The 23,119-nt window shown below is 34.4% G+C and carries 29 protein-coding genes and 1 other RNA gene; 23 read left to right on the top strand and 7 right to left on the bottom strand.

The genetic code is table 11. The features are described 5' to 3' along the window. Nucleotides 1-56 precede the first annotated feature (56 nt). From BN1058_RS04450 to BN1058_RS04415, 8 genes are all read left to right on the top strand, one after another. The gene (locus BN1058_RS04450; RefSeq protein WP_090853428.1) at nucleotides 57-854 is read left to right on the top strand and encodes a ComEC/Rec2 family competence protein; all 798 of its coding nucleotides are present in this window, start codon (nucleotides 57-59) and stop codon (nucleotides 852-854) included. Nucleotides 855-1,099: 245 nt separating this feature from the next. Beyond that, nucleotides 1,100-1,270 (top strand): YpmA family protein, encoded by a 171-nt coding sequence (locus tag BN1058_RS04445; RefSeq protein ID WP_090853425.1) that lies wholly within the window; start codon nucleotides 1,100-1,102, stop codon nucleotides 1,268-1,270. Next, entirely contained in the window at nucleotides 1,236-1,769 is a 534-nt protein-coding gene (locus BN1058_RS04440; protein WP_090853422.1) for a cell wall elongation regulator TseB-like domain-containing protein, read from the top strand. Before BN1058_RS04445 ends, BN1058_RS04440 begins: the two co-directional genes overlap by 35 nt. A gap of 13 nt (nucleotides 1,770-1,782) precedes the next feature. Continuing rightward, nucleotides 1,783-2,964: a pyridoxal phosphate-dependent aminotransferase gene (locus tag BN1058_RS04435; protein ID WP_090853420.1), complete on the top strand. Its 1,182-nt coding sequence runs from the start codon at nucleotides 1,783-1,785 to the stop codon at nucleotides 2,962-2,964. A 28-nt stretch (nucleotides 2,965-2,992) separates the two neighbouring features. Further along, a complete protein-coding gene (asnS, locus tag BN1058_RS04430) occupies nucleotides 2,993-4,285 on the top strand; it encodes an asparagine--tRNA ligase (protein ID WP_090853417.1) in 1,293 nt (430 codons plus the stop codon). Nucleotides 4,286-4,505: 220 nt separating this feature from the next. Continuing rightward, entirely contained in the window at nucleotides 4,506-5,198 is a 693-nt protein-coding gene (locus BN1058_RS04425) for a DnaD domain-containing protein (protein ID WP_090853414.1), read from the top strand. Between the two features lie 17 nt (nucleotides 5,199-5,215). Then, a complete protein-coding gene (gene nth, locus BN1058_RS04420) occupies nucleotides 5,216-5,872 on the top strand; it encodes an endonuclease III (protein WP_090853411.1) in 657 nt (218 codons plus the stop codon). Between the two features lies 1 nt (nucleotide 5,873). Continuing rightward, the gene (locus BN1058_RS04415) at nucleotides 5,874-6,233 is read left to right on the top strand and encodes a YpoC family protein (protein WP_090853408.1); all 360 of its coding nucleotides are present in this window, start codon (nucleotides 5,874-5,876) and stop codon (nucleotides 6,231-6,233) included. Nucleotides 6,234-6,301: 68 nt separating this feature from the next. On the opposite strand, the gene BN1058_RS04410 is transcribed toward BN1058_RS04415, so the two are convergent. Together BN1058_RS04410 and recU are read right to left on the bottom strand one after the other, a co-directional pair. Next, nucleotides 6,302-8,836, bottom strand: coding sequence for a penicillin-binding protein 1A (locus tag BN1058_RS04410; RefSeq protein WP_090853405.1), 2,535 nt, complete (start codon nucleotides 8,834-8,836; stop codon nucleotides 6,302-6,304). Between the two features lie 18 nt (nucleotides 8,837-8,854). Continuing rightward, complete coding sequence (recU, locus tag BN1058_RS04405) at nucleotides 8,855-9,445, bottom strand: Holliday junction resolvase RecU (RefSeq protein WP_090853402.1); 591 nt, start codon at nucleotides 9,443-9,445, stop codon at nucleotides 8,855-8,857. 343 nt (nucleotides 9,446-9,788) lie between these two features. Between recU and BN1058_RS04400 the strand changes: the two genes are divergently transcribed. The 8 genes from BN1058_RS04400 to BN1058_RS04365 all read left to right on the top strand — a co-directional run bounded on the left by BN1058_RS04400 (nucleotide 9,789) and on the right by BN1058_RS04365 (nucleotide 15,075). Beyond that, the gene (locus BN1058_RS04400; RefSeq protein WP_090853399.1) at nucleotides 9,789-10,079 is read left to right on the top strand and encodes a hypothetical protein; all 291 of its coding nucleotides are present in this window, start codon (nucleotides 9,789-9,791) and stop codon (nucleotides 10,077-10,079) included. A 29-nt stretch (nucleotides 10,080-10,108) separates the two neighbouring features. Then, a complete protein-coding gene (locus tag BN1058_RS04395; RefSeq protein ID WP_090853396.1) occupies nucleotides 10,109-10,459 on the top strand; it encodes a DUF1798 family protein in 351 nt (116 codons plus the stop codon). A 110-nt stretch (nucleotides 10,460-10,569) separates the two neighbouring features. Further along, nucleotides 10,570-10,836, top strand: coding sequence for a CotD family spore coat protein (locus BN1058_RS04390; RefSeq protein WP_090853394.1), 267 nt, complete (start codon nucleotides 10,570-10,572; stop codon nucleotides 10,834-10,836). A gap of 72 nt (nucleotides 10,837-10,908) precedes the next feature. After that, nucleotides 10,909-11,475 (top strand): SLOG family protein, encoded by a 567-nt coding sequence (locus BN1058_RS04385; RefSeq protein ID WP_090853391.1) that lies wholly within the window; start codon nucleotides 10,909-10,911, stop codon nucleotides 11,473-11,475. A 59-nt stretch (nucleotides 11,476-11,534) separates the two neighbouring features. Then, nucleotides 11,535-11,834, top strand: a complete 300-nt coding sequence (gpsB, locus tag BN1058_RS04380; RefSeq protein WP_090853388.1) for a cell division regulator GpsB — start codon at nucleotides 11,535-11,537, stop codon at nucleotides 11,832-11,834. Nucleotides 11,835-11,949: 115 nt separating this feature from the next. After that, nucleotides 11,950-12,333, top strand: an RNA gene (gene rnpB / locus BN1058_RS04375) — RNase P RNA component class B. Nucleotides 12,334-12,426: 93 nt separating this feature from the next. After that, nucleotides 12,427-13,560, top strand: coding sequence for a THUMP domain-containing class I SAM-dependent RNA methyltransferase (locus BN1058_RS04370; RefSeq protein ID WP_090853385.1), 1,134 nt, complete (start codon nucleotides 12,427-12,429; stop codon nucleotides 13,558-13,560). Between the two features lie 24 nt (nucleotides 13,561-13,584). Further along, nucleotides 13,585-15,075 (top strand): carboxypeptidase M32, encoded by a 1,491-nt coding sequence (locus BN1058_RS04365; protein WP_090855984.1) that lies wholly within the window; start codon nucleotides 13,585-13,587, stop codon nucleotides 15,073-15,075. A gap of 566 nt (nucleotides 15,076-15,641) precedes the next feature. Here the strand turns inward: BN1058_RS04365 and BN1058_RS04360 are convergent. Beyond that, nucleotides 15,642-16,175 (bottom strand): hypothetical protein, encoded by a 534-nt coding sequence (locus BN1058_RS04360; protein ID WP_090853382.1) that lies wholly within the window; start codon nucleotides 16,173-16,175, stop codon nucleotides 15,642-15,644. Between the two features lie 216 nt (nucleotides 16,176-16,391). On the opposite strand from BN1058_RS04360, the gene BN1058_RS04355 reads away from it, so the two are divergent. Continuing rightward, nucleotides 16,392-16,664, top strand: a complete 273-nt coding sequence (locus BN1058_RS04355) for a DUF6123 family protein (protein ID WP_090853378.1) — start codon at nucleotides 16,392-16,394, stop codon at nucleotides 16,662-16,664. Nucleotides 16,665-16,671: 7 nt separating this feature from the next. Here BN1058_RS04355 and BN1058_RS04350 read toward each other — a convergent pair whose 3' ends face one another. Both BN1058_RS04350 and BN1058_RS04345 read right to left on the bottom strand, forming a co-directional pair. Then, nucleotides 16,672-17,064 (bottom strand): ribonuclease HI family protein, encoded by a 393-nt coding sequence (locus BN1058_RS04350; protein WP_090853375.1) that lies wholly within the window; start codon nucleotides 17,062-17,064, stop codon nucleotides 16,672-16,674. Between the two features lie 92 nt (nucleotides 17,065-17,156). Further along, nucleotides 17,157-17,357, bottom strand: coding sequence for a cold-shock protein (locus BN1058_RS04345; protein WP_090853372.1), 201 nt, complete (start codon nucleotides 17,355-17,357; stop codon nucleotides 17,157-17,159). Between the two features lie 274 nt (nucleotides 17,358-17,631). On the opposite strand from BN1058_RS04345, the gene BN1058_RS04340 reads away from it, so the two are divergent. Beyond that, the gene (locus tag BN1058_RS04340; RefSeq protein ID WP_090853370.1) at nucleotides 17,632-18,486 is read left to right on the top strand and encodes a DUF72 domain-containing protein; all 855 of its coding nucleotides are present in this window, start codon (nucleotides 17,632-17,634) and stop codon (nucleotides 18,484-18,486) included. 45 nt (nucleotides 18,487-18,531) lie between these two features. Next, on the top strand, nucleotides 18,532-19,134 hold the full coding sequence (locus BN1058_RS04335; protein ID WP_255306989.1) for an HD domain-containing protein: 603 nt from the start codon (nucleotides 18,532-18,534) through the stop codon (nucleotides 19,132-19,134). A gap of 101 nt (nucleotides 19,135-19,235) precedes the next feature. Here the strand turns inward: BN1058_RS04335 and BN1058_RS04330 are convergent, their stop codons facing one another. Continuing rightward, nucleotides 19,236-20,255, bottom strand: coding sequence for a C40 family peptidase (locus BN1058_RS04330; RefSeq protein ID WP_090853367.1), 1,020 nt, complete (start codon nucleotides 20,253-20,255; stop codon nucleotides 19,236-19,238). A 140-nt stretch (nucleotides 20,256-20,395) separates the two neighbouring features. Here BN1058_RS04330 and BN1058_RS04325 point away from each other — a divergent pair, with 140 nt between their 5' ends. From BN1058_RS04325 to BN1058_RS04310, 4 genes are all read left to right on the top strand, one after another. Further along, on the top strand, nucleotides 20,396-21,352 hold the full coding sequence (locus BN1058_RS04325; protein WP_090853364.1) for a thymidylate synthase: 957 nt from the start codon (nucleotides 20,396-20,398) through the stop codon (nucleotides 21,350-21,352). Between the two features lie 18 nt (nucleotides 21,353-21,370). Continuing rightward, nucleotides 21,371-21,865, top strand: a complete 495-nt coding sequence (locus BN1058_RS04320; protein ID WP_090853361.1) for a dihydrofolate reductase — start codon at nucleotides 21,371-21,373, stop codon at nucleotides 21,863-21,865. A 17-nt stretch (nucleotides 21,866-21,882) separates the two neighbouring features. After that, nucleotides 21,883-22,101 (top strand): YozE family protein, encoded by a 219-nt coding sequence (locus BN1058_RS04315; RefSeq protein WP_090853358.1) that lies wholly within the window; start codon nucleotides 21,883-21,885, stop codon nucleotides 22,099-22,101. Between the two features lie 94 nt (nucleotides 22,102-22,195). Then, entirely contained in the window at nucleotides 22,196-22,444 is a 249-nt protein-coding gene (locus BN1058_RS04310; protein ID WP_090853356.1) for a DUF2584 family protein, read from the top strand. Nucleotides 22,445-22,624: 180 nt separating this feature from the next. Here the strand turns inward: BN1058_RS04310 and BN1058_RS04305 are convergent, their stop codons facing one another. Beyond that, on the bottom strand, nucleotides 22,625-22,951 hold the full coding sequence (locus tag BN1058_RS04305; protein WP_255306988.1) for a transposase: 327 nt from the start codon (nucleotides 22,949-22,951) through the stop codon (nucleotides 22,625-22,627). Nucleotides 22,952-23,119: the final 168 nt, after the last annotated feature.

The following is a 23,119-nucleotide window of genomic DNA, read 5'->3' as shown; positions in this document are numbered from 1 at the left end:
ATTGTAATCTTACGTATCCTAAACTTATGTACAAATAATAAGTAGGTGGGTCTAAAGTGGATACAATGAAAAAAATTAGCTTTGCTTTAATTTGTATTGGAATTTTCATACCAATAGGATTAACTGCTCAATCTGGTATATCTATGTTGGAAAAAGAACAATTACTGATATCGTTTTTAAACATACCTGATGGGGAAGCAACGTTAATTCAAACAGAAGAAGGAGACAACTTCTTAATTAATACAGGGTCTGTTTATAGTACCAATGATTTAGTAAAACAGCTAAAGGAATTACATGTCAAAAAAATTAATAGTATTATTCTTACGAAGCATACCGATCGTTACAATGGAAATATCAGTTATCTCATGGACAAGTTTCAAGTAGAAACGGTGATTACATCCGCTAAAACAGAGAACTTAATACCATTAATCGATGATGATAAAACAAAGATATGGAAGAAAAATGAAGATTATTCCTTATCGAACCATTTAACTTTTTATGTGCATGATACTTCTGACCAAGGAGAAATGACAGTAACGATTGAATATGGAAATAACAGCATTTTATACATGGGTTTTTCTGAACGGTCAAAAGTGAAATCAATCGTAGAACATACAATGCATAAACCAGATATTATTAAGATTCCTGATTTTGCTCAAGGTAATTCTCCGAGTGAAAAACTTTTAAAAGCATTAGATCCGCATATAAGCATCATCTTTAATGTCAGATCTGGAAAGCTAAATAAATCGTTAATCGAAAGACTAAATGAATCATGGATAGATGTATACCAATTAAAACAAGTAGGCACCACAATTATTCAAATGACACTACATGATTATGAGATCATCTCATAACAAATTAAATCCATATAATCCAAGTATTAAAAAAGCTGTGTACAGTAACTGTACACAGCAAAAAATGGGTAAGGATTAAATTTAGTTGAAAAAAATTAAAATGTCCATCAAAATCCATCAAAAAAACTGTTATAATGGAAACATATTTCTTTTTCAACACAGTATTAGTATATATCATATCAATAAAGTTATGTTTAGTAAAAAATACAATAATAGTAAAAACAAGTTATGGGAGTTTGAATAAAATGGCAGATAAAATGGAAACATTATCAACCGTTCGACTGGGTTATACAAATGATTTATATAAAATTGTAGATAGCTTAAATCGAACATTAAAAGAAGATAACTTAATGTTTGGTTTAGCATTAGACGAGGATGACGATGAGACAGCGATCTTTACAATTTACCGTACCTAATTGGGTGAAATGGTTTCTTGTTATCCTATTCCTTTTCTTATTTTCTTTAATTGTTTACGGATCAAACGTTTATCAACTGATTCAAGAAAATAAGATAGAAGGTTTTACAGAGTCAGAAGAACGTGTTTTAACTGAAACAGATATGATTACCGTTGATGAAATTTCACGCTTTCATGGCAGACAGTATTATCATGTGATCACTGGAAAAAACGAGGAAGGTGAACAGTTACTTGCCTACGTTAACCAGTCCAACTCAGACAAGGCGATTTCTGTTTTTTCGTTAAAAAGATTAGTGAATAAAGAACGTATCGAAGAGAGTTGGCAAACAGCGTGTGAAAGTTGTCAACTGCTACAGATGAATTATGGAATTCGAGATAATGTTCCTTTATTGGAACTATCTTATTTTGATAATAAAGATCGTTTGAGCTATCGCTATTATCGTTTAGACAACGGAGAATATGAAAGTGGAGTAACTTTGTCTAATGACTATAAAAACTAGAAGGGTGATTACTATGGAATTAGCATCTCGTGTACAAGCATTGACACCATCAGCAACATTAGCCATTACAGCAAAAGCGAAAGAACTGAAAAAATCAGGTCATGATGTAATCGGATTAGGAGCTGGTGAACCAGATTTCAATACACCATCATACATATTAGATGCGGCAACAGAAGCTATGCAAGAAGGATTTACTAAATATACTCCGTCCGGCGGAATTGTCGAGTTAAAAGATGCTATTATTGATAAAATGAAAAATGACCAAGGTTTAAACTATGATCGAGAGGAAGTTATTGTTACAACTGGAGCAAAACATGCATTATATACCTTATTTCAAGTATTATTAAATCCTGGAGATGAAGTAGTTGTCCCGTCGCCTTATTGGGTTAGTTACCCAGAGCAAATAAAATTAGCTGAAGGAAAGCCGGTTTTCGTCAAAGCACAGGAAGCAAATCAATTTAAATTAACACCTGATCAATTAGAAAATGTAATTACTTCTAAAACAAAAGCAGTAATTATAAATTCTCCAAGTAATCCAACTGGTGTAACGTATTCTAAACAAGAATTACAAGCGTTGGGAGAAATTTGTTTAAAACATAATTTGTTTATTGTTTCTGACGAAATATATGAAAAGTTAATTTATACAGAAGATCAACATGTATCTATTGCAGAAATTTCGCCTGCATTAAAAAAGCATACAATTATCATTAATGGTGTTTCAAAATCTCATTCCATGACAGGCTGGCGAATTGGCTATGCATTAGGTGAGAAAAAAATTATACAAGCCATGACGAATCTAGCTTCTCATTCTACGTCTAATCCGACATCTATTGCGCAAATTGCTGCATGGAGTGCATATAGCAAAGCGGATGATGAATTAGATAAAATGAAACAAGCATTTTCAGAACGATTAGAAAAAACTTATCAATGGTTAACAGCAATACCGGGAGTAACCTGTGTGAAACCAAAGGGAGCCTTTTATTTATTCCCTAATGTGCAAGAAGCTGTTGAGATGAATGGCTTTGATTCCGTCGATAAGTGGGTAAAAGCAATATTAGAAGAAGAAAAGGTAGCATTAGTTCCGGGTAGTGGTTTTGGATCACCAGAAAATGTTAGACTTTCTTATGCAATTAGTTTAGATCAATTAGAAGAAGCAATGAAACGACTTCACCGTTTTGTGAAGAATCATCAATAAAGAGAATTTAGCTTTGGAGGAATAAGTAGTGAAAACAACAATAGATCAAGTAAAAAATTATGTAGGAAAAGAAGTAACAATTGGCAGCTGGTTAGCAAATAAACGATCAAGTGGAAAAATCGCTTTTTTACAGCTAAGAGACGGTACGGGATTTATACAAGGTGTAGTTGTGAAAGCTGATGTAAGTGAAGATATATTTAAGTTGGCAAAGAATATGACACAAGAATCATCATTATATGTAACTGGTACAGTTGTTGAAGATAGTCGGTCTCCATTTGGTTATGAATTACAAGTTTCATCACTGGAAATTATTCACGAGGCGGTTGATTATCCTATTACACCGAAAGAACATGGTACAGAATTTTTGATGGATCACCGTCATTTATGGCTTAGATCTAAAAAGCAACACGCTATTATGAAAATAAGAAATGAAATTATTCGAGCAACCTATACTTTCTTTAATGAAAATGGTTATATCAAAGTAGATCCGCCTATTCTAACTGGCTCTGCAGCAGAAGGAACGACAGAATTATTTCACACCCAATATTTTGATGAGGAAGCTTATTTATCTCAAAGTGGACAATTGTACATGGAAGCGGCAGCAATGGCACTTGGAAAAGTATTTTCTTTTGGTCCCACATTTCGTGCTGAAAAATCAAAGACAAGAAGACATTTAATCGAATTTTGGATGATCGAACCAGAGATGGCATTCATGGATCATGAAGAAAGTCTGGAAGTACAAGAACAATATGTATCTTACTTAGCGCAATCAGTTATAGATAACTGTGCATTAGAATTAAAGACGCTTGAACGAGATATTGATAAATTGAAAAAAATACAAGCGCCATTCCCACGAATTAGTTACGATGAAGCAATTGATTTGCTAAAGGAAAAAGGATTTGATGATATTGAATGGGGAGAGGACTTCGGTGCTCCACACGAAACTGCAATTGCTGAAAGTTTTGATAAACCAGTATTCATCACTAACTACCCTACTGAAATTAAAGCTTTTTATATGAAACCTGATCCAGATCGCCCGGAAGTAGTGTTGTGTGCAGATTTAATTGCACCAGAAGGCTATGGAGAAATTATTGGAGGCTCCCAACGAATTGATGATTTAGAGCTAATGAAACAACGCTATGAGGAGCACCAATTAACAGGTGATGCTTATCAATGGTATTTGGAATTACGCCAATATGGTAGTGTACCACACGCAGGCTTTGGACTTGGTCTAGAAAGAACGGTCGCTTGGCTTGCAGGTGTTGAACATGTTAGAGAAACGATTCCATTCCCACGTCTTTTGAATCGTTTATATCCTTGATTAATAAAACCTTTGACAAACATGTCAAAGGTTTTATTGCACTGATGAGAAAGGATAGGAATGAAAACGGTAAATAATTAACGTAGTTGAAATTAAAGGAACGTAATATAGGAGAAGCTAGGAATTCTCGTTTTTGGCTAAATAAAATACCTTATTTGATAGTTGCTAAAGGTTCGAACAGAAGAGAAGGTTTATGCTACAATACGTTTGAGGTGACCCGATGAAAAAAAACTATACAATTCAATCTGTATTGCAAGATCAGTTAACAATCCCATCAAAGCTATTGTCAAATTATCATAGTATGGGCATAGACGAAAAGGAATTAGTTATTATTTTTAAAATATATCATTACCAATCGATTGGTGTATTTTTCCCCACCCCTGAAGAAATTGCCTTAGAAACAACTTTTGATCAACAGGTATGTGCCATGCTACTTCGACAATTAATTCAAAAAGGTTTATTATCGATTGAAGAGTCGACTGAAGATAGTGCGCTGAGAAATGAGCAATACGCATTAGAACCATTATGGGATAGACTGTATAATCAAGTGGATAGTGACGAGGAACAACAATTAAGCCAAGATCAAATGAACATTTTTGTCTTATTTGAACAAGAGTTTGGTAGAGCACTATCACCAATTGAGATTGAAACGATCAATATTTGGATTGATGATGAGAATCAGCAACCATCATTAATTAAGGCAGCATTAAGAGAAGCTGTTTTAATGAGTAAACTTAATTTTAAATACATCGATCGCATATTAAGAGAATGGAAACGTAAAGGTATCCAATCCGTTGATGAAGCCAGAGCACACAGCAAAGCATTTCACAGTGAACATGCACAAGTAGAGAGAAAACAACAAAATAACAATCGAGATACATCGCTTTATTATAATTGGTTAGAAGAGGATTAATTAAGAGGAGTTTAACTATGCTTACAAAAAAGGAAATTCGTTTTACATTGGATACAATGGCAGATATGTTTCCAAATGCCGCCTGTGAACTAACGCACAGAAATCCATTTGAATTATTGATAGCTGTCGTGTTGTCTGCTCAATGTACGGATGCTTTAGTAAATAAGGTGACCAAAGATTTATTTACTAAATATAAAACACCAGAAGATTATCTATCCGTTCCAATTGAGGAATTACAACATGACATACGATCGATTGGTTTGTATCGAAATAAATCTAAAAATATTCGGAAGTTATGTCAATCCTTGTTAGATGACTTTGGAGGAGAAGTTCCGAAAACAAAAGAAGAGTTAGTAACATTAGCAGGAGTGGGGAGAAAGACGGCTAATGTCGTAGCATCTGTTGCGTATCATGAACCAGCAATTGCCGTTGATACACATGTTGAACGTGTCTCTAAACGATTAGGAATTTGCAAATGGAAAGATTCTACATTAGAAGTAGAGAAGACGTTAATGAAGAAAATACCTAGAGAAGAGTGGAGTGATACCCATCATCGAATGATATTTTTTGGTAGGTATCATTGTAAAGCAAGAAATCCAAATTGTGATTCGTGTTTATTACTATCCATTTGTCGAGAAGGTCAAAAAAGATTAAGAAAAAAGGAGCGTGAATAAAATGTCATTGAATAATGGAAAGCAAATAATTGATAACTGGAAAGCGAATCATAAACATATTGCAGATTTATTTCATGCACGCAAGTATCAAGATGCAAAAGAACCAGTGGTATATTACACAAATGAATTAATAAATGCATTAGCTGTGCTCAATAATCAAGAGCCACCTGAGGATCAACATGTAAGCAAAATGCTCCTGTCATTAAAGTATGCCCCTTTTAACAGTCAAGAACGAATTCCGTTCATCTTACAGCAACCAGAACAATATTATTCCTATATACAGTTAAACGAATTATACAAAGAAACAGAAAAATTGTATGCAAAAGTTGAAATATTACAGAAAAAAACAAGAAACCAGTAATTATGGCTTCTTGTTTTTTTTGTATATATTTATGAGTTGTTTTTTATCTAGCAGTAAAATGGAATCGTTTAATTAACACTGGGGATTGGTAAGTCCGTTTCATTCCCATTCCCGTTCCCATCCTGTTGTCCATCATCCTGATCACTTGGATCACTGTCGTCATCACTCGTTTCATCTGAATCATCCGTATCTTCATTTTCACCAGTGTCCGAATCACCTTCGTTAGGGTTATCTGGATCAGATGGCTTTGAATCTTCTTCTGGTTTTTCTTCTTCATCTTTTTCCTTTGGTACTTCAACCTCAACTGTTTTGGCTTCACTTACATTACTCTCATTATTTGCATCTATCGCAGTTACGGAAATAGAATAGGTTTTCCCTTGCTCTATATTGGTAATTTCTAATGAAGTATCTTCAGTAGTTGTACTATTACCAGTTCCAGCATTAACTTCAAATCGAACATCTTGTTCACTGTCGTATTTCCATGAAACAGAAATACTATTCGATTTTTTATCATATTTTGCTTTTAAGTCTTTAACAGGATCTAATTGATCGTATTTTTCAGAGGTTTCTGACGGTACATGTCCTTTTTTGAATAACTCCGTTACAACTTTTGAATCTGGCGTATATTCACTTGGTAGTTTTGCCGGATTTGAACCTTTCTCTACCTGAACTTTGACCACAGAACTTGGCATTTCAAAGTCTGGTGTATCGATTCCTTCAGAGATATGACTCATAATCTCTTTAAATAATTGTTGAGAAATTTTTGTGTTTGGTATTGCGCGATCATTGCCCTTCGGATAACCAGACCAAATAGCAATAGAATAGTTGCGTGTATAGCCTGCAAACCATGCATCAGGGCTACCTGTTTTACCATTTGTTAAATTTGTTGTACCTGTTTTACCAGCCATAGGTAGTCCAGCTACTTTTGCTCTGGTTCCTGTTCCACCTTCTACAACATCCTTTAGCATATCTGTAATCATATAAGCAGTAGCATCAGACATGGCTGCTTCTGGATCAGACTTTAATTCTTCAGAATGCCCATCATTAAATACAACTTTGGTTACTGCATAAGGCTCACTATAAATACCGCCATTACCAAAGGCACTATAAGCACCAGCTATTTCTAGTGGAGTAGCTTCTGAACCTCCTCCACCAATTCCATCAGTAATTACTGGAGTTTCACTAATTTGAATACCTAATCCATTAGCGAATGCTTCAGCTTTACTTAAGCCAACTGCTTCTAATGTTTTTAATGCTGGAACGTTTAAAGACCATTTTAGTGCATGGCGAATACTCATCCAGCCTTGATATTTATTATTCCAGTTTTTAACTGTATCTCCACCAGTGCCTTTCAATGCATATGGTGCATCATCGTTAATTTGATGATAAGTTGACCAATTCAAATGTTCAATTGCTGGGCCATAGTCGAGAATAGGTTTGATGGTAGATCCAGTTTGTCTTCCATCTCCGTGAAAGGCAAAATTCCACCCGTTATTGTTTTCTCTGTTTCTTCCACCACCAATTGCTCGAATTGCACCCGATGTTGTATCTACAACAGCAATACCTGATTGTAGTTCATCATCAGGGTATTGGATCGGGTTGTCTTCGGCATTTGATAAAACAAATTCTACTTCTTCTTGCGCATTTGGATCAAGTGTTGTATACACTTCAAGGCCATCGGTGTAAATGTTTGCTCCTGTGTTCTGTTCTACTTCATCAGCCACTTTCTGAATAAAAGCTTGGTATTTGACCTCCTGATTGGAACTTGGGTTTAACATATCTTCAATTTTTACCTGGCTCGCTTCTTCTGCTTCTGCTTCAGAAATTTTCTCGTGTCGTACCATTAGACTAAGTACGGTATCCATTCTTTCTTTTGCTAGTTCAGGATTAACCGTTGGATCATACGCAGATGGTCGTTGAGGTAATCCAGCCAGTAATGCCGCTTCTGGGAGTGTTAACTCGTTTAGCTCTTTTTTACCAAAGTATGTTTCTGCTGCAGTAGCAACACCGTATGCGCCTGAGCCGTAATAAATTTTGTTTAAGTACATTTCTAAAATTTCTTCTTTTGCGTACTTTCTATCTAATTGAATCGCTAACCATTGCTCCTGTACTTTACGTTTAATGGTTTTATCTGTAGATAAAAATGAATCCTTTACTACCTGTTGGGTAATCGTACTTGCACCTTCAGATCCAAATCCATCGGTGAAGTTTGCAATTACTGCACCACCAATACGACGCAAGTCAATACCAGAGTGATCAAAAAAACGCACATCTTCAGTGGCTAATACTGCATCAATTAGCAAATCTGGTAATTCATTATAAGCGATTTTTGTCCGTTTTTCTGTACCTAAGTCTGCATATAGTTCTCCATCCATATCATATACCTTGGTTGATGCAGGATCAGAGAGTAAGGAACTATCTAAATCTGGTGCTGTCGTAACATAATAGCCAAACAAACCACCCACGCTTATGGTAGCAATTAAAAAGATGATGCCGATCGTTAGAAGAATCTTTTTCCAGATAGATTTATTTTTCTTTTTTGATTGCTTTTTACTCTTTTCTTGTTGTCTTCTTGCTGTACGAGATTGGCTTTCATTTGCCATAACTCATCTTCCTCCGTTCTAGAAATATAACTGATCAATTATTTTTAAATAATCCACTTGTGCCGGATAGTTCATGGGCACTTCCATGCCTATTTCCTTTATATCTTGATAAGGAATAGATTTTCTTCCTCCTGTAAATTGACTATCCCAATACGGGAAAAGTTTCACTGCAGGGAGAAAAAATGTTTGGTTATATGTAGCAAATCGAATCAAAATAAAACAAATTCCATTATGCTCCACGATGGTACGCATATGATTGATTTGATGTTCATGCACGTTATTTAAGGGAAAGGATGTTTTATTTTTCGTTTCCTTTGCTTCAAAGTCTACATATGTGCCACGATAAATTCCATTAAAATCTGTTGTTGAAGCTTGTTTAAAGTATCCTTCTGTAATCACTGCTGCACTTCGCTTAGGATAATTTACATTTACTATTTGTACTGGTGTTGGTTTCTTGTGAATAATAGCTAGATTTGCTGTTCGATAGTAAATGTTTGTATTATTAATATCATCTTCTAATGTCATTCCTCGATTACTGAAGGTTGTTGTATTTTTCTTCGTGCGTTGTTGCACTTGAGCAATGGCTTTTTTGCCATTAGGATAGTTCATTACATTTCCCTCCCACTTGACAGTATCATATCAAATAATGTGCAAGTTTGAGAACAATTATATATATATTTAATGATAAATTCCTATATGAAGGCTGTTTACCAAAAGGAATGAAAAAGATATGTTCATATAGTATACGACGAACAGCGAATTTTTACAAAAAAATAGCGTCTAAATGCACAGTTAAACCATTCGAGTTATTTTTGTATGTATGTGGGTGAAAAACAATAAACATAGGCCATTTTCACTTTTATTGTTAGATTATTTCTAGTTTTGTCAGACGTGCAGGTAAATACATGCGATTAGAGAATACCATATTAACAATCAATTAGGGAGTGTTACTATGGAAATAAATAAGTCCATTTCATTAGAGCATATGAATGCCAAGTTTGAAAAATTATATAATAAAATAGAAGTAATAGAACAACGACTAGCTACAAAGGCAGATGATGTTGTATTAACCATGGCATTAAATCATCGACAGGATATTGAAAGGCTAGAAAAAGAGATTACACATTTAAAATCAGAAGTAGAACAAACAAATGTAGTAAATAATTCGAAAAGTTATACCATTAAACCAATGAAAAATACAAAAAAACGTATTAAATTCCTGCCATTTGTCCAAAAATCATGATAAAGTAAGAAGAGCAGGAGGCATTGATCATGACAGTAAAAGAACTAACCATAGAATTAAAAGAAACATTAAATCAATTAAAAGATAATTATTTTCATCAGGATAAACCCGAAAATAAAAGAGATCTAACATTTTTCACTTATGTAAAAGAGGCTACTGGTCCTGTTTTTCAACTAGTTGAACAGTGGGAGGTTCATACAGCTGAAGAGGTAAAAAAACGTACACTACGTATTCATCCTCAACAAGTAGTCTCTACAAGAGAAAATGTTGAACTATTATTAATGCATAGCTATTATATAGATGTTAAAGAGAACAGGTATATGAATCTGTATAATTCTGTTATGTATGTGTTAGATATCATTTTAGATGACCTAAAATAAATTTCAATAAAATTATGATATATAGGACGAATGCCAAGACAAGTTTTTCTTTCTTACATAGGTTATAGTGTAGCCAAATCTATAGGTTAATGAAGAAAGGAGAATGAATGATGCGGCCTCGTCGTCATTGTTGTATGCAAGGACCAACCAAGACGGTGGTTTGCCCTACGAAATATAATCAAATGCATACTTGTAGTCAATCCAATGTGAACTATATCCATCCTTCACATACAAATGTAGTTAATCATCATCTAGTTAAAAATACGCATTTTTACCCACACACCACATCGTATCAAAATACAGTAGATATGGTAAATGTATATGGAGGTTCATCACAAGTCCCAAATCAACAACAACAATCACCGTTTTTTCGCTAAACACTGTTTGAGGTAAGAATTATATAAAGCTGGTGTATGCCAGCTTTTTTTACATAATAAAGGATGAGTAGATTGAAGGTATTAGCTGTTACTGGGTATAAGCCGCACGAGATAAATATTTCGTCAGTAAAAGATCGTAGAATTCGTTATATAAAAGAAACAATAAAAAAACGACTGCTTACTTTCATAGATGAAGGATTAGAATGGGTGCTTGTCTCTGGTCAACTAGGTGTAGAATTATGGACTTGTGAGGTAGTTATAGAATTACGAACAGATTATCCGATTAAATTAGCTGTAATTCCACCTTTTGATGAACAAGAAAGTAGATGGCCTGAAGCCTTGCAAGAATTGTATCAATCGATTCTCATGGAAGCTGATTTTGTAGAACTACTATATCAATCGACATATAAAGGAGTATATCAATTTCAAGCGAAAAACAAATTCATGGTTAACAAAAGTGATGCATGCTTAATACTAAATAATGAAGAAAATCTTGGATCTAATCGCTTTTTTTTAGACGAAGCTATGCTTAAGCATAAACGTATGAATTATCCAATTTATTATATCACTCCTTTTGATCTAGAAGATACCGTGCAGGAAATGAGTGAAGAAGAAGGAATTAATGACGTCAGCGATTGACATTTGACGATAAATTTGAAAAAATAAAGTACAAGTATGTGAAACTTGAGGTGAATAGAATGAGTGGAGAATTAAATCAATTAAGCGCAAAAGAAATTCTTGATAAAAATTTTAAAACATCGATGAGAGGCTATAATCAAGAAGAAGTTGATGCCTTTTTAGATATAATCATTCAAGATTATGAAAGATTTATGAACCAAATTGATAAATTACAACAGGAAAATAATCGCTTAAGAAAACAATCCGAGCAAACAAGAAACCGTCCGGCTACATCGAACCATCAAGTCAATTATGATATATTAAAGCGTTTATCGAATTTAGAGAAGGCTGTGTTTGGAAAAAAATATGCGGATTCATAATTGGTATTCCTACTAAATATTACTACTATTATTTTGAAGCCTAATATGATATAGTATTAATGTTGACCGTTTGAAAAGATCCATTTAAAATGAATGATGCATATAATATAAATGAATGTTTGCTGTAATCGCTACGTATGATTCATATGTAGAGGAAAGTCCATGCTCACACAAGCTGAGATGCTTGTAGTGTTCGTGCTTGATGAAATCATAAATCAAGGTAACCTGTAAGGGTTAACGGCAGTGTAAGCACCTACGTCTTTGGATATGGTGTGATACGCTTGAAAGTGCCACAGTGACGTAGTCAGATTGGAAACAATTTGAGTGGAACGCGGTAAACCCCACGAGTGAGCAACCCAAATTTAGGTAGGGGCATCTTGGATTAGGGAATTGAACCGAAACAAGGACAAGCAATTAGCTTGTAGATAGATGATTACAACTTACGTACAAGGCTGACCACCGTTAGTAGTGCAACAGTAACAGAACATGGCTTACCAAACATTCATTGGTCTATTACACAAGCAAAAACACCCTTCTAATAACATTGTGTTATCAGAAGGGTGTTATTTTTTTATAAGAAAGGATATGAATGATGTCAAATAAGGTAACTTTATTAGCAACTGCTGCAATGGGATTAGAGTCAGTTGTTGCAAATGAAATAAAAGCATTAGGTTATACGGATGTACAAGTAGAGAATGGAAAGGTGATCTTTGAAGCAGATGTAGGAGCCATTCCACGTTGTAATTTATGGTTACGAACCGCAGATCGATTGAAGTTGATTGTAGGAGAATTTACAGCAACAACCTTTGATGATCTATTTGAACAAACAAAAGCATTACCATGGGAACAATTTATCACTGAGGATGGCGTTTTTCCTGTGATTGGAAAATCGGTAAAATCTAAGCTATACAGTGTGCCAGATTGCCAAGCGATTGTAAAAAAGGCCATTGTAGAAAAGCTAAAACAAAGATATGGTATTGCAACTCGAATGCCCGAATCCGGTGCGTTATATCGAGTAGAAGTTGCTTTATTAAAAGATAAAGCTACATTAACAATTGATACTTCAGGGTCTGGTTTACATAAACGCGGGTATCGTACAGCACAGGGGGAGGCGCCACTTAAAGAAACTCTTGCTGCAGCACTTGTTCAACTTACTAACTGGAAACCTGATTTTCCATTAGTAGATCTCTTTTGTGGTTCCGGTACGATTTTAATTGAAGCAGCATTGATCGGTCAAAATATTGCTCCTGGCTTTAATCGATCTTTTGCCTCTGAAGAGTGGTCTTGGATTAATGACAGTAAATGGACAGAAGCTTTTGATGAGGCAGAGGGGTTAGCTAACTATGATCAACCGCTATCCATAACGGGTTCAGATATTGATCCTAAAATGATTGAAATTGCTAAAAACAACGCATTGGAAGCGGGTCTAGCAGATTTAATTGAATGGAAGCAAATGCAAGCTACAGATTTTTATCCAAGAGAAACGAATGGCTATTTAATAAGTAACCCACCATACGGGGAGCGAATAGGGGATAAAAAAGAAGTAGAAGCAATTTATCAGGCTTTAGGAAAAATAATGAAACAACATCCCTCTTGGAGTTCGTATGTATTAACGTCTAATGAAAAATTCGAGTCGCTCTATGGAGAGAAAGCTACAAAAAGAAGAAAGTTATTTAATGGCTTCATTAAAGTGGATTACTATCAATACTTTGGTAAACACGAATAAAAGGAGGTATTTCCATTGTCAGAAATATCAGCGGTTGAAAATCGATTTAGAGCGCTATTGAAAGAACAGGACAGTTATCGCGAGGCTTTATCACTTGTTCAATGGGATCTGCGTACAAAAATACCGAAGAAAGGTGCTGAACAACGTGCAGAAGTCATCGGACTACTATCTCAAAAATTACATCAACTAACTACTTCAAACGAAATGAAAACATGCATAGATGCATTAAAAAACCAAACACAAGATCCAATCATACAACGCGCGGTAGAAGAATGCGAAGATGAATATTTGCGTAGTAGCAAAATTCCTGACGATGAGTATAAAGCATATATTACCATTCGCTCAAAATCTGAATCGGTATGGGAGCAAGCAAGAGAAGAAGATGATTTCGAATTGTTACAGCCTTATCTTGAAGAATTAGTGGCATACAATAAAAAGTTTGCAACCTATTGGGGAGCAACTACGAATAAATATGATGCTTTATTGAATCTGTATGAGCCAGGTATGACTACAGAGGTATTAGATCAACTGTTTTCTCAAGTAAGAAAACAATTAACAGAGCTTGTGAAGCAGATTAGACAATCAGATCTACAACCAGATAGTAATGTATTAACACATCATTTTCCAAAGAAAGATCAACATTCCTTTAGTTTGGAGATTTTAAAACGTATGGGTTATGATTTTAATGCTGGGCGTTTAGATGAAACCGTGCATCCATTTGCGACAGGCATTAATCAAAATGACGTTAGGGTCACAACCCGTTATGATGAACAAGATTTTCGAATGGCTGTTTTTGGTACCATTCATGAGGGTGGACACGCATTATACGAACAGAATATTTCATTAGATTTAGCGCAAACACCATTGGCAACAGGGACATCTATGGGTATTCATGAATCACAATCTTTGTTTTGGGAAAATTTCATTGGTAGAAGTGAAGCTTTTTGGGAGAAACATTTTGAATTATTTAAAGAATATGCGCCAGCTGGATTTCAAGCAATAGATTTTAATACGTTTTATCGTGCAATTAATGAAGTGAAACCATCATATATTCGAATTGAAGCAGATGAGTTAACGTATTGTTTACATATTATGGTTCGCTATGAGTTAGAAAAAGCGCTTATTGATGGAGATTTAGAAGTGAAGGATTTACCTGAGGCTTGGAACGACAAAATGGAAGCTTATCTTGGTATTCGTCCAACTTCAAATAAAGAAGGGGTATTACAAGATATTCATTGGTCTGCAGGTGATTTTGGTTATTTTCCATCTTACGCATTAGGATACATGTATGCAGCACAACTGCACAATAAATTGAACCAAGAACAAAATATAGATGATATGATTGCATCTGGAGATTTTACGTCAATAAAGAAATGGTTAACTGAAAACATCCATCAACATGGGAAGATGAAAAAGCCACTGGATTTGATAAAGGAAGTTACCGGTGAGACATTAGATGCCAATTATCTAGTTGATTATTTAACTGATAAATATACAAAGATATATGATTTATAGTTTTCAGCAGATTAATATGCTGGACAAACAAAATACCTTGCAAGAGGTAAAATAAACAAACTTGGGGCAAAACAACACTCCTCAAGAAAAAAATCGAACGTTTATTTAAAAGGATTGAATCTTCAGCTCGTTCGAAGGTGTTGAAAAACTAACCCCAGATGGTATATTTTCTAGCACTAAGTATAATGAAGTATGATAATTAAGTTTTGTGTATTATTTACACATCCACTCCAGTTACAGACGATCGCTTTCCGCGGGCACGGCCTCAGCTAACTTGGTAAAGAAAAACACTTTACCAAGTGGATCTTCGGACTCGTGCTGTTCCCGCAGGAGTCGTCGTCTTTCACTTCCGTTTTTTCATCATTTTACGTGCTGTTTCTGCAGGACAAGGAACATTTCGGCAGCAATGCATCGCATGAAGAAAATTGTTCTTTATTTTCGAGGAGTGTCGCATATTTCCACAGCCAATCATTAATTCCACATAAATTAACGAACCTTAATTCGCGTCTGCACAATTAAGGTTCGTTTTTTGATAACTACTATTTAGTTTTGTCCCAAGCGCTTATTTAGCTTAATGCTTCTGCCATATCTGGAACCATTAAATCGGCTTGTTCGTAAATTTCGGTAATTTGTTCTTGGAATTTATCCCAAGTAGCGTCTGCTTCTGAAAGGTCAAGTTCTTCATTATTCATACTAGATTCTACTTGTTGATAATACGTATTTAGTGTAGTAATTGCATTTTCATACTGTTCTTTTTCTTGTTCTGGTAATTCTACTTGAATGTCATAGCTATTTAATACATTTGTTGCCTCTTTAGCTGCCGTTTTTGCTTCATCTTTAGCAGTTTGGATAGCTTCTTCTGTAGAAGTTTCGTCTTGTGACACCGTGAGATAGGCGTTTATTTCCTGTTGATATGTAGAAACTGCTTTTGTTAAATTAAGTTGTACATCTAATAAGGCTACTTTTACATCCTGTGAATCTGTTGTTTGTTCTGTGTCATCTGTTTCCTCATTATTACCATCCGTGTTTGTTTCATCTTGGGAGCATCCAGTAAGGATTAATGCTACTAGTAAACCTAGTGAAACCAATAACTTTTTCATTTTTATATCCCCTTTACACATAGAATAGTAAGTAGTTTACTTCTTATAGTTGAAAAAGTAAAGATGTCTTAAAAATGTTTAAATTTTGATAATATTCAAAATTCATATAAATAGTATTCAAATAATTTCCTAGCAAAATTATAAAAATTATATTATACTTACAGTAATTACAGCTATTCATTTTAAAGCAAGAAAGCATTAGTTAGAGGTGTTTAAATGCCAAAAGCTTCTTCCTTAGCAGATTTTATAGAAGTATTATGGGAGAAAGGTTTTAAATTAAGTGATGAAGAAGTTCATTTTATTTATTTCGGTAAACGATATACTGAAGCAAGCGATCAACTAAATATTATCGCTTTGAAATATACCATTCAAATACAACTTCATTTTGATAGGAGTTTCTATATTAGTTTATTAGAATTGTTAATGGAGCATAAAATAAAAAATGAAAAACAAGCAAGGACATTATTTCAACAAAAAGGAATCTTGTAAAAAGGTATTATCTGTTTGATCTGATGGCATTTCTCGCTAAGCGATCAGCATGATTGTTTTTAGAATCTGGTATCCATTTAATAAAGCAATAAGGAAATTGTGGCATTAATACTAAGATCTCATTTAAAAAAGAAGAGAAGGCTTTATTTTTCGTATATGCTTTTTCAATCATATCTACTACAAGTTTGGAATCAGAACGAATAGATAAAATCTCATCTGGATACAATTCTTTACATAATTGTAATCCTTTAATGACAGCAATCAATTCTGCTTCATGATTAGAATAGGTACCAATGTAATAACTTTTCTCTATCAACACATTTTTCTTTTTTAATACAACTCCAACCCCGCTTGGGCCTGGATTTCCTATGGTGGCACCATCTACATAAACCTCTAGCATAGTATAATTTCTCCTCTATAGATACAAATAATAGCTGGTTAAAATGTGTAAAAAGCGATGATCATCTGAAGTGATCACCGCTAATAAATGTATTATTGTTTTTCTACGTTAGCAGCTTGAGGTCCACGTTCACCTTCAACAATTTCAAAAGTAACTGTTTGACCTTCTTCTAATGTTTTAAATCCTTCTTGTTGGATTGCAGAGTAATGTACAAATACATCATTACCCTCTTCTAGTTGAATAAAACCATACCCTTTTTCTGCATTAAACCATTTTACGACACCAGTTTGCATGTAAATAAACCTCCTAAAAAAACTTTCACGTAACACAACGTGGTAATTACAAACAAGCGGATGGAAACAAAAAAGGTAGCTTATAGAAGGGAAGGATCATTCTTGCATCCACTTCTATTGAAGCTACCTGTCATTCATGAATCCATACATCTTCTTTGCTTATTTTCAATATAGCTTATTTTGAACATTCAGTCAAGGAGCTAGAAGTAGTAATTCTTAATTGGATTTATGATAAGATAGAAACGAGAAATTATACGTGTGGAGTGGATAAATAATGAGTATTTTTGTTGGATTAACTGGGTGGGGGGATCACGACCTATTATATCATCATGGAATAAAAGCGAAAGAAAAATTAGCAACTTACAGCGCGCATTTTCCAATTGTAGAAGTTGATTCCTCATTTTATGCCATTCAACCTATACAAAACGTTGAAAAATGGTGTGCAGAAACACCTGCTAATTTTAAATTTATTTTTAAAGCACATCAATCAATGACTGGTCATGATCGCAAAAAATTAACAAATTATCAGGCCAAGCAAGTTTTTCAATCTTTTATTGAATCAATTGAACCTGTTAGGCAACAGAATAAACTACTTTATATATTATTTCAGTTTCCACCGTGGTTTGATGTTCGTGAACAACATATCACTAAATTAAAAAAAATAAAACAATTACTTCCTTCTCTCCCCATTGCGATAGAATTTCGTCATCAGTCCTGGTTTCATCCCAAGAATAAAGACGATACGTTAGCTTTACTAAGGACATATCAATGGATTAATACGATTTGTGATGAACCACAGGCAGGTGACACTTCGATACCTACTATAGTAGAAACAACGAATAAAACGCACGCATTTATAAGAATGCACGGACGAAACTTACATGGGTGGAATAGAAACGGCAGAGGAGAAGAATGGAGGAAAGTCCGCTTTTTGTATCGCTATAATGAAAAAGAATTACTGGAATGGTGTGAAAATATCCAACGCTTACAATCCAAAGTTAATCATGTAAGTATTGTATTTAATAATAATTCCGGTGGCGATGCTAGTGAGAATGCCAAACAGTTAATTCAGTTATTAGGCATTACTTATGATAACTTAAATCCTAAACAATTAGATTTATTTGAATGATACAAGAGGACTTTATTACAGATATAAACAGAGGGAGGGCTCGTTTTGGATGACTTAATACTTAAACAAACAAAAGCATTTATTCTTAAACGGTTTCAATATGATGCAACCGGACATGACTTTGCCCATATGGAGCGCGTTGCAAAAATGTCAAACTATTTAGCGAGGAAAGAAAATGTAGATTGTTTCTTAGCAGAAATGGCTGGCTGGTTACATGATGTGACTGATGCTAAATTAACCGATCATCCGAATAATGCAGAGAAAGAATTGCTTGAATTTTTACATACGCAATCCTTAACTCCAATTCAAATAAATACGATTATCGATGCCATTGATACCGTGTCTTTTCGAAAGGGAAAAAAACCAAATTCTATTATTGGTCAAGTGGTACAAGATGCTGATCGTTTAGATGCCATTGGTGCCATTGGGATTGCTCGAGCGTTCAGTTTTGGAGGGAATAAAAATAGACCTATTTATAGTGAAATTCCTAAAGAAAAGGAATTAAGTACGATCCAACATTTTTATGATAAATTATTGCTTATAAAGGACAAGCTTCACACAGATACAGCTAAACAGATAGCCAGTGAGAGACATGCGTTTATGGAACAGTATCTAAATCAATTTTTCAAAGAATGGAATTTAATTTAAAAAAAACAGAAACCCTACAATACACTAGTGATACTTACTGGCAATTGGTTGATATGTAAACAACCCCCAAATGCATTTACACTGGAGGTTGTTTAGCTTTATTATTTAATTTTGATACGTTTTGCTCCTAAGTATCTTTGTTGCCAATAATCCATATTCATTGCTGAAATTTGAACGCCTTGTGATTCACTGGCATGTATAAATTGTTTATTTCCTAAATAGATCCCCATATGTGATGGGCCTTTTTTATACGTTTCAAAAAAGACAAGATCACCAATGGAAAGACTTTTGACTGGTTGTGCCATATTCCAAATATCTGAAACAGTTCGTGGAATGGTAACATGTAATTGATTAAACACATAATTGATATAACCACTACAATCAAAACCTGATGGGGATGATCCTCCCCATGTATAAGATACGCCAATATATTGTTTTGCAGTTTTGGCTAATTCGGAGGAATTGACGGATTCATTTGTAATATCTTTTGCGACTGCAATATTCGTTTCTTTCTTTTCGTTTGAATTGAACTGGGATTGATGTGAACTATTCTCTGATAAGGCTGTGATTACTTGAGGATTAATTTCTTGTTTTACTTCTAATCCATTATCAACTTGGAAATAGTGCAAGGCTTGGTTGGTCTTTGGTCCAAAAATCCCATCCGCTTCATCTTTATAATATCCAAAATAATATAATGCCTTTTGAATCGATTTGATATCCTCTCCAGTTTCTCCAATATAATAGGTGCGATCAATCGATTGTAACGGGGTTAAATATTTATCACGTTCTGAACGTATGATGGCAGCAATTGTTTCTTTGTTTGCTTCTCCTGATACAGTTAAATGATGTTCTGCTTGGTATCTTTTTAAAGCATATTCGGTAAAGATACCAAACTCGCCGTCTAAATCTTTTTCGTAATAGGATAAAAGATTTAACTTTTGTTGTAACACACGGATAGATTCATTATGTTGACCGTAAGATAATTGCATTTCAGTTTGCTGAAATATCTCATTTTGTAATAATGGATAGGCATCAACGTAAAAGGAGAATGGGTGGCTAAGTATATAGCCATAGGCCATTGAATGCTTTACAACATGTTGTATTTGTCCCGATGCAAGCATAGCTATGCCTCCTTTCAAAGTTATTCTGTATTTAAGCTTATGATTAAACGGAAAAAAACATGATCTATTGAATCAAACGAAATATTTTTGTAATATGGAACAATGAGTATTGTAGTAAAAGAAAACTGAGGTGGAAATAGATGTTCGGTGAAAAAGGCTATTTAGAGATGTGTGAACATATTTTAAAAAATGGGAATGTAAAATCAGATCGTACAAACACAGGTACATATTCTGTATTTGGACAACAGATGCGATTTTCATTACAAGAAGGGTTTCCATTATTAACAACAAAGCGTGTGCCATTTCGTTTAATTGCTAGTGAATTAATTTGGTTTATCAAAGGGGATACAAATATTCGCTACTTACTTCGTAACAATAATAATATATGGAACGAATGGGCTTTTAAAAAATGGGTGGAAAGTGATGAATACCAAGGACCGGACATGACCGATTTTGGTAATCGATCACAAACAGATCAAGTATTTAATGAACAGTATCAAAAAGAAATGGCGTATTTTAAGCAAAGAATACTTGAAGATGATGTGTTTGCTGAAAACTATGGTGACTTAGGTTCTGTATATGGGAAACAGTGGCGTCAGTGGAAAACCTCTCAAGGTGAGACAATTGATCAACTAAAGCAAGTGATTGAAGCAATCAAAACAAATCCTGATTCAAGAAGGCATATTGTTACAGCCTGGAATCCTGAAGATGTTCCAAGTAATATGGCTCTGCCTCCATGTCACACGATGTTTCAATTTTATGTAGCAGATGGTAAGCTTTCTTGTCAACTATATCAACGTAGTGGTGATGTCTTTTTAGGAGTACCTTTTAATATTGCTAGTTATGCCTTACTTACGCATTTAGTTGCACATGAATGCAATCTAGAGGTTGGGGATTTTATTCATACATTAGGGGATGCACACCTATATTCCAATCATATAACACAAATTAAAACACAATTAGAAAGAGAGCCATATGAATTTCCTACATTAAAAATTAGTGAATCACTTTCTTCTATCTTTGATATTGAGATGGATGATATCACAATCGAAAATTATCGGTCTCATCCACCAATTAAAGCACCAGTAGCTGTATAAAAGGAGGAGGAAGTAAAATTGATTTCATTTATTTTTGCAATGGATAAAAACAAAGTCATAGGTCATAATCAATGGATGCCCTGGAATTTACCACGTGATTTGCAATTTTTTAAGCAAGTAACATTACATCATACAATTATTATGGGTAGAAAAACATTTGAATCATTTAACAAACCTTTACCCAAAAGAGAAAATGTCATTATTACGCGTGATAAAACTTATCAAAAAGAAGGATGCACGGTTATTCATTCGATTGAAACCTTATTAGAATGGAATAAAGCCAACCCTGATGAAGAGTATTTTGTCATCGGTGGTGGGGAAATATTTAAACAATTGTTACCCTATGCAGATCGAATGTACATGACTTTTATCAATGACACATTTGAAGGTGACACCTATTTTCCTAGCTATAGCGAAACAAACTGGACATTAACTAAAAAAGAACAAGGAGTTCAAGACGAAGATAATCCACATGAATATTATTTTTTGCAATATGATCGAGTTAATGAATAAATAGAAGGAGAGAGTAAATGCATTCATTTTACCAATATATGATGCGTCATCGTGGTGCAAAACATGTGACCAATGAAAGTAAGTTAGCAGAGTGGATGTTTCGTGATCACAATTTCCCTAAACATAGTACATCATATGATGAAATTAGTAGTTACCTAGAATGGAATATTCCGTTTACTGAAGCATTGCAAGTATTTGATCAATTATGGGAACAGTACCAAAATGATACTGCGTAGACTCTAGTTTTAACTGGAGTCTTTTTTAAGCACTAACTTCATATACACATAAAAAGTGATATACTAAAACTATATATGTTTTGGAGGGAAAACAATGACAGTACCTTTTTCAATCGAATGGAAACTTGTGACAGAAGGAAAAGAAAAACGTGAAAAAAATAGAGAAAACTTTTTCTCGATTGTATTAGAAGGATATCAATTATTTCCTATGGATGAACGAATAGAAATTCGACGCCATCAATCTTCAGATCAGATTGGATTTGGAAAGGTTGTCGAATTAACTTGGAAAGACAACCAAACGATTTGTACGTATCAACTTCTTTCGTTATATAGTGTCAATTAGCAACAAGGAAGAAGGCGAAGTATGGCTTTTCCTGCGCTTACCCGGGAAATAGTTGTCCATTTCCAAACTAAATATTTCACTGCATGCGACCGGAATAGTTTGTTTAAGGTTCTACGTCAAATGACGTTGGTGAGTCCTTGTAGTCAACTAAATTATCATGTGTTCACGTCCTAAAGTAGCTTAAGCTACTTTAGGGCGTGTTTTATTTTTAATGCGTTTATTTGCTGTTCGTTCCACTGGTTTCAACTTAAAGTGTAAAAGTATTCGGTTTTTGTAATGCGTGAAATTACGATATCCGTATGCGACGTGATTTAATACTTTGATTTTATTGTTTATCCCTTCGATACGACCATTATTATATGTGTGATAAAAGCTATTTTTTATGTAAGGCGAGTGCTTTCTAAGTGTTTTAATGCTTGTTTGTAGCTGAGCGGAGGAAATTGGCGAGACTCCTGCAGGAACAGCACGAGCTGAAGATCCACTTGGTAAAGTGATCTTCTTTACCAAGTTAGCTGAAGCCGTGCCTGCGGAAAGCGAGTCTATTTCCTCCGCGGTACAAGATTATTCTCTCATACCTTAGAGGTGTGAAAACGAAAATTACACAATCACTTGAAACATAAATTAAAAATGACGACGTTAGTGAATTTTTACTCATCAACGTCATTTATTGTACAA

This window comes from Paraliobacillus sp. PM-2, from assembly GCF_001368815.1.
Lineage (GTDB): Bacteria > Bacillota > Bacilli > Bacillales > Amphibacillaceae > Paraliobacillus.
This window is presented reverse-complemented; position numbering and strand designations above follow the sequence as displayed.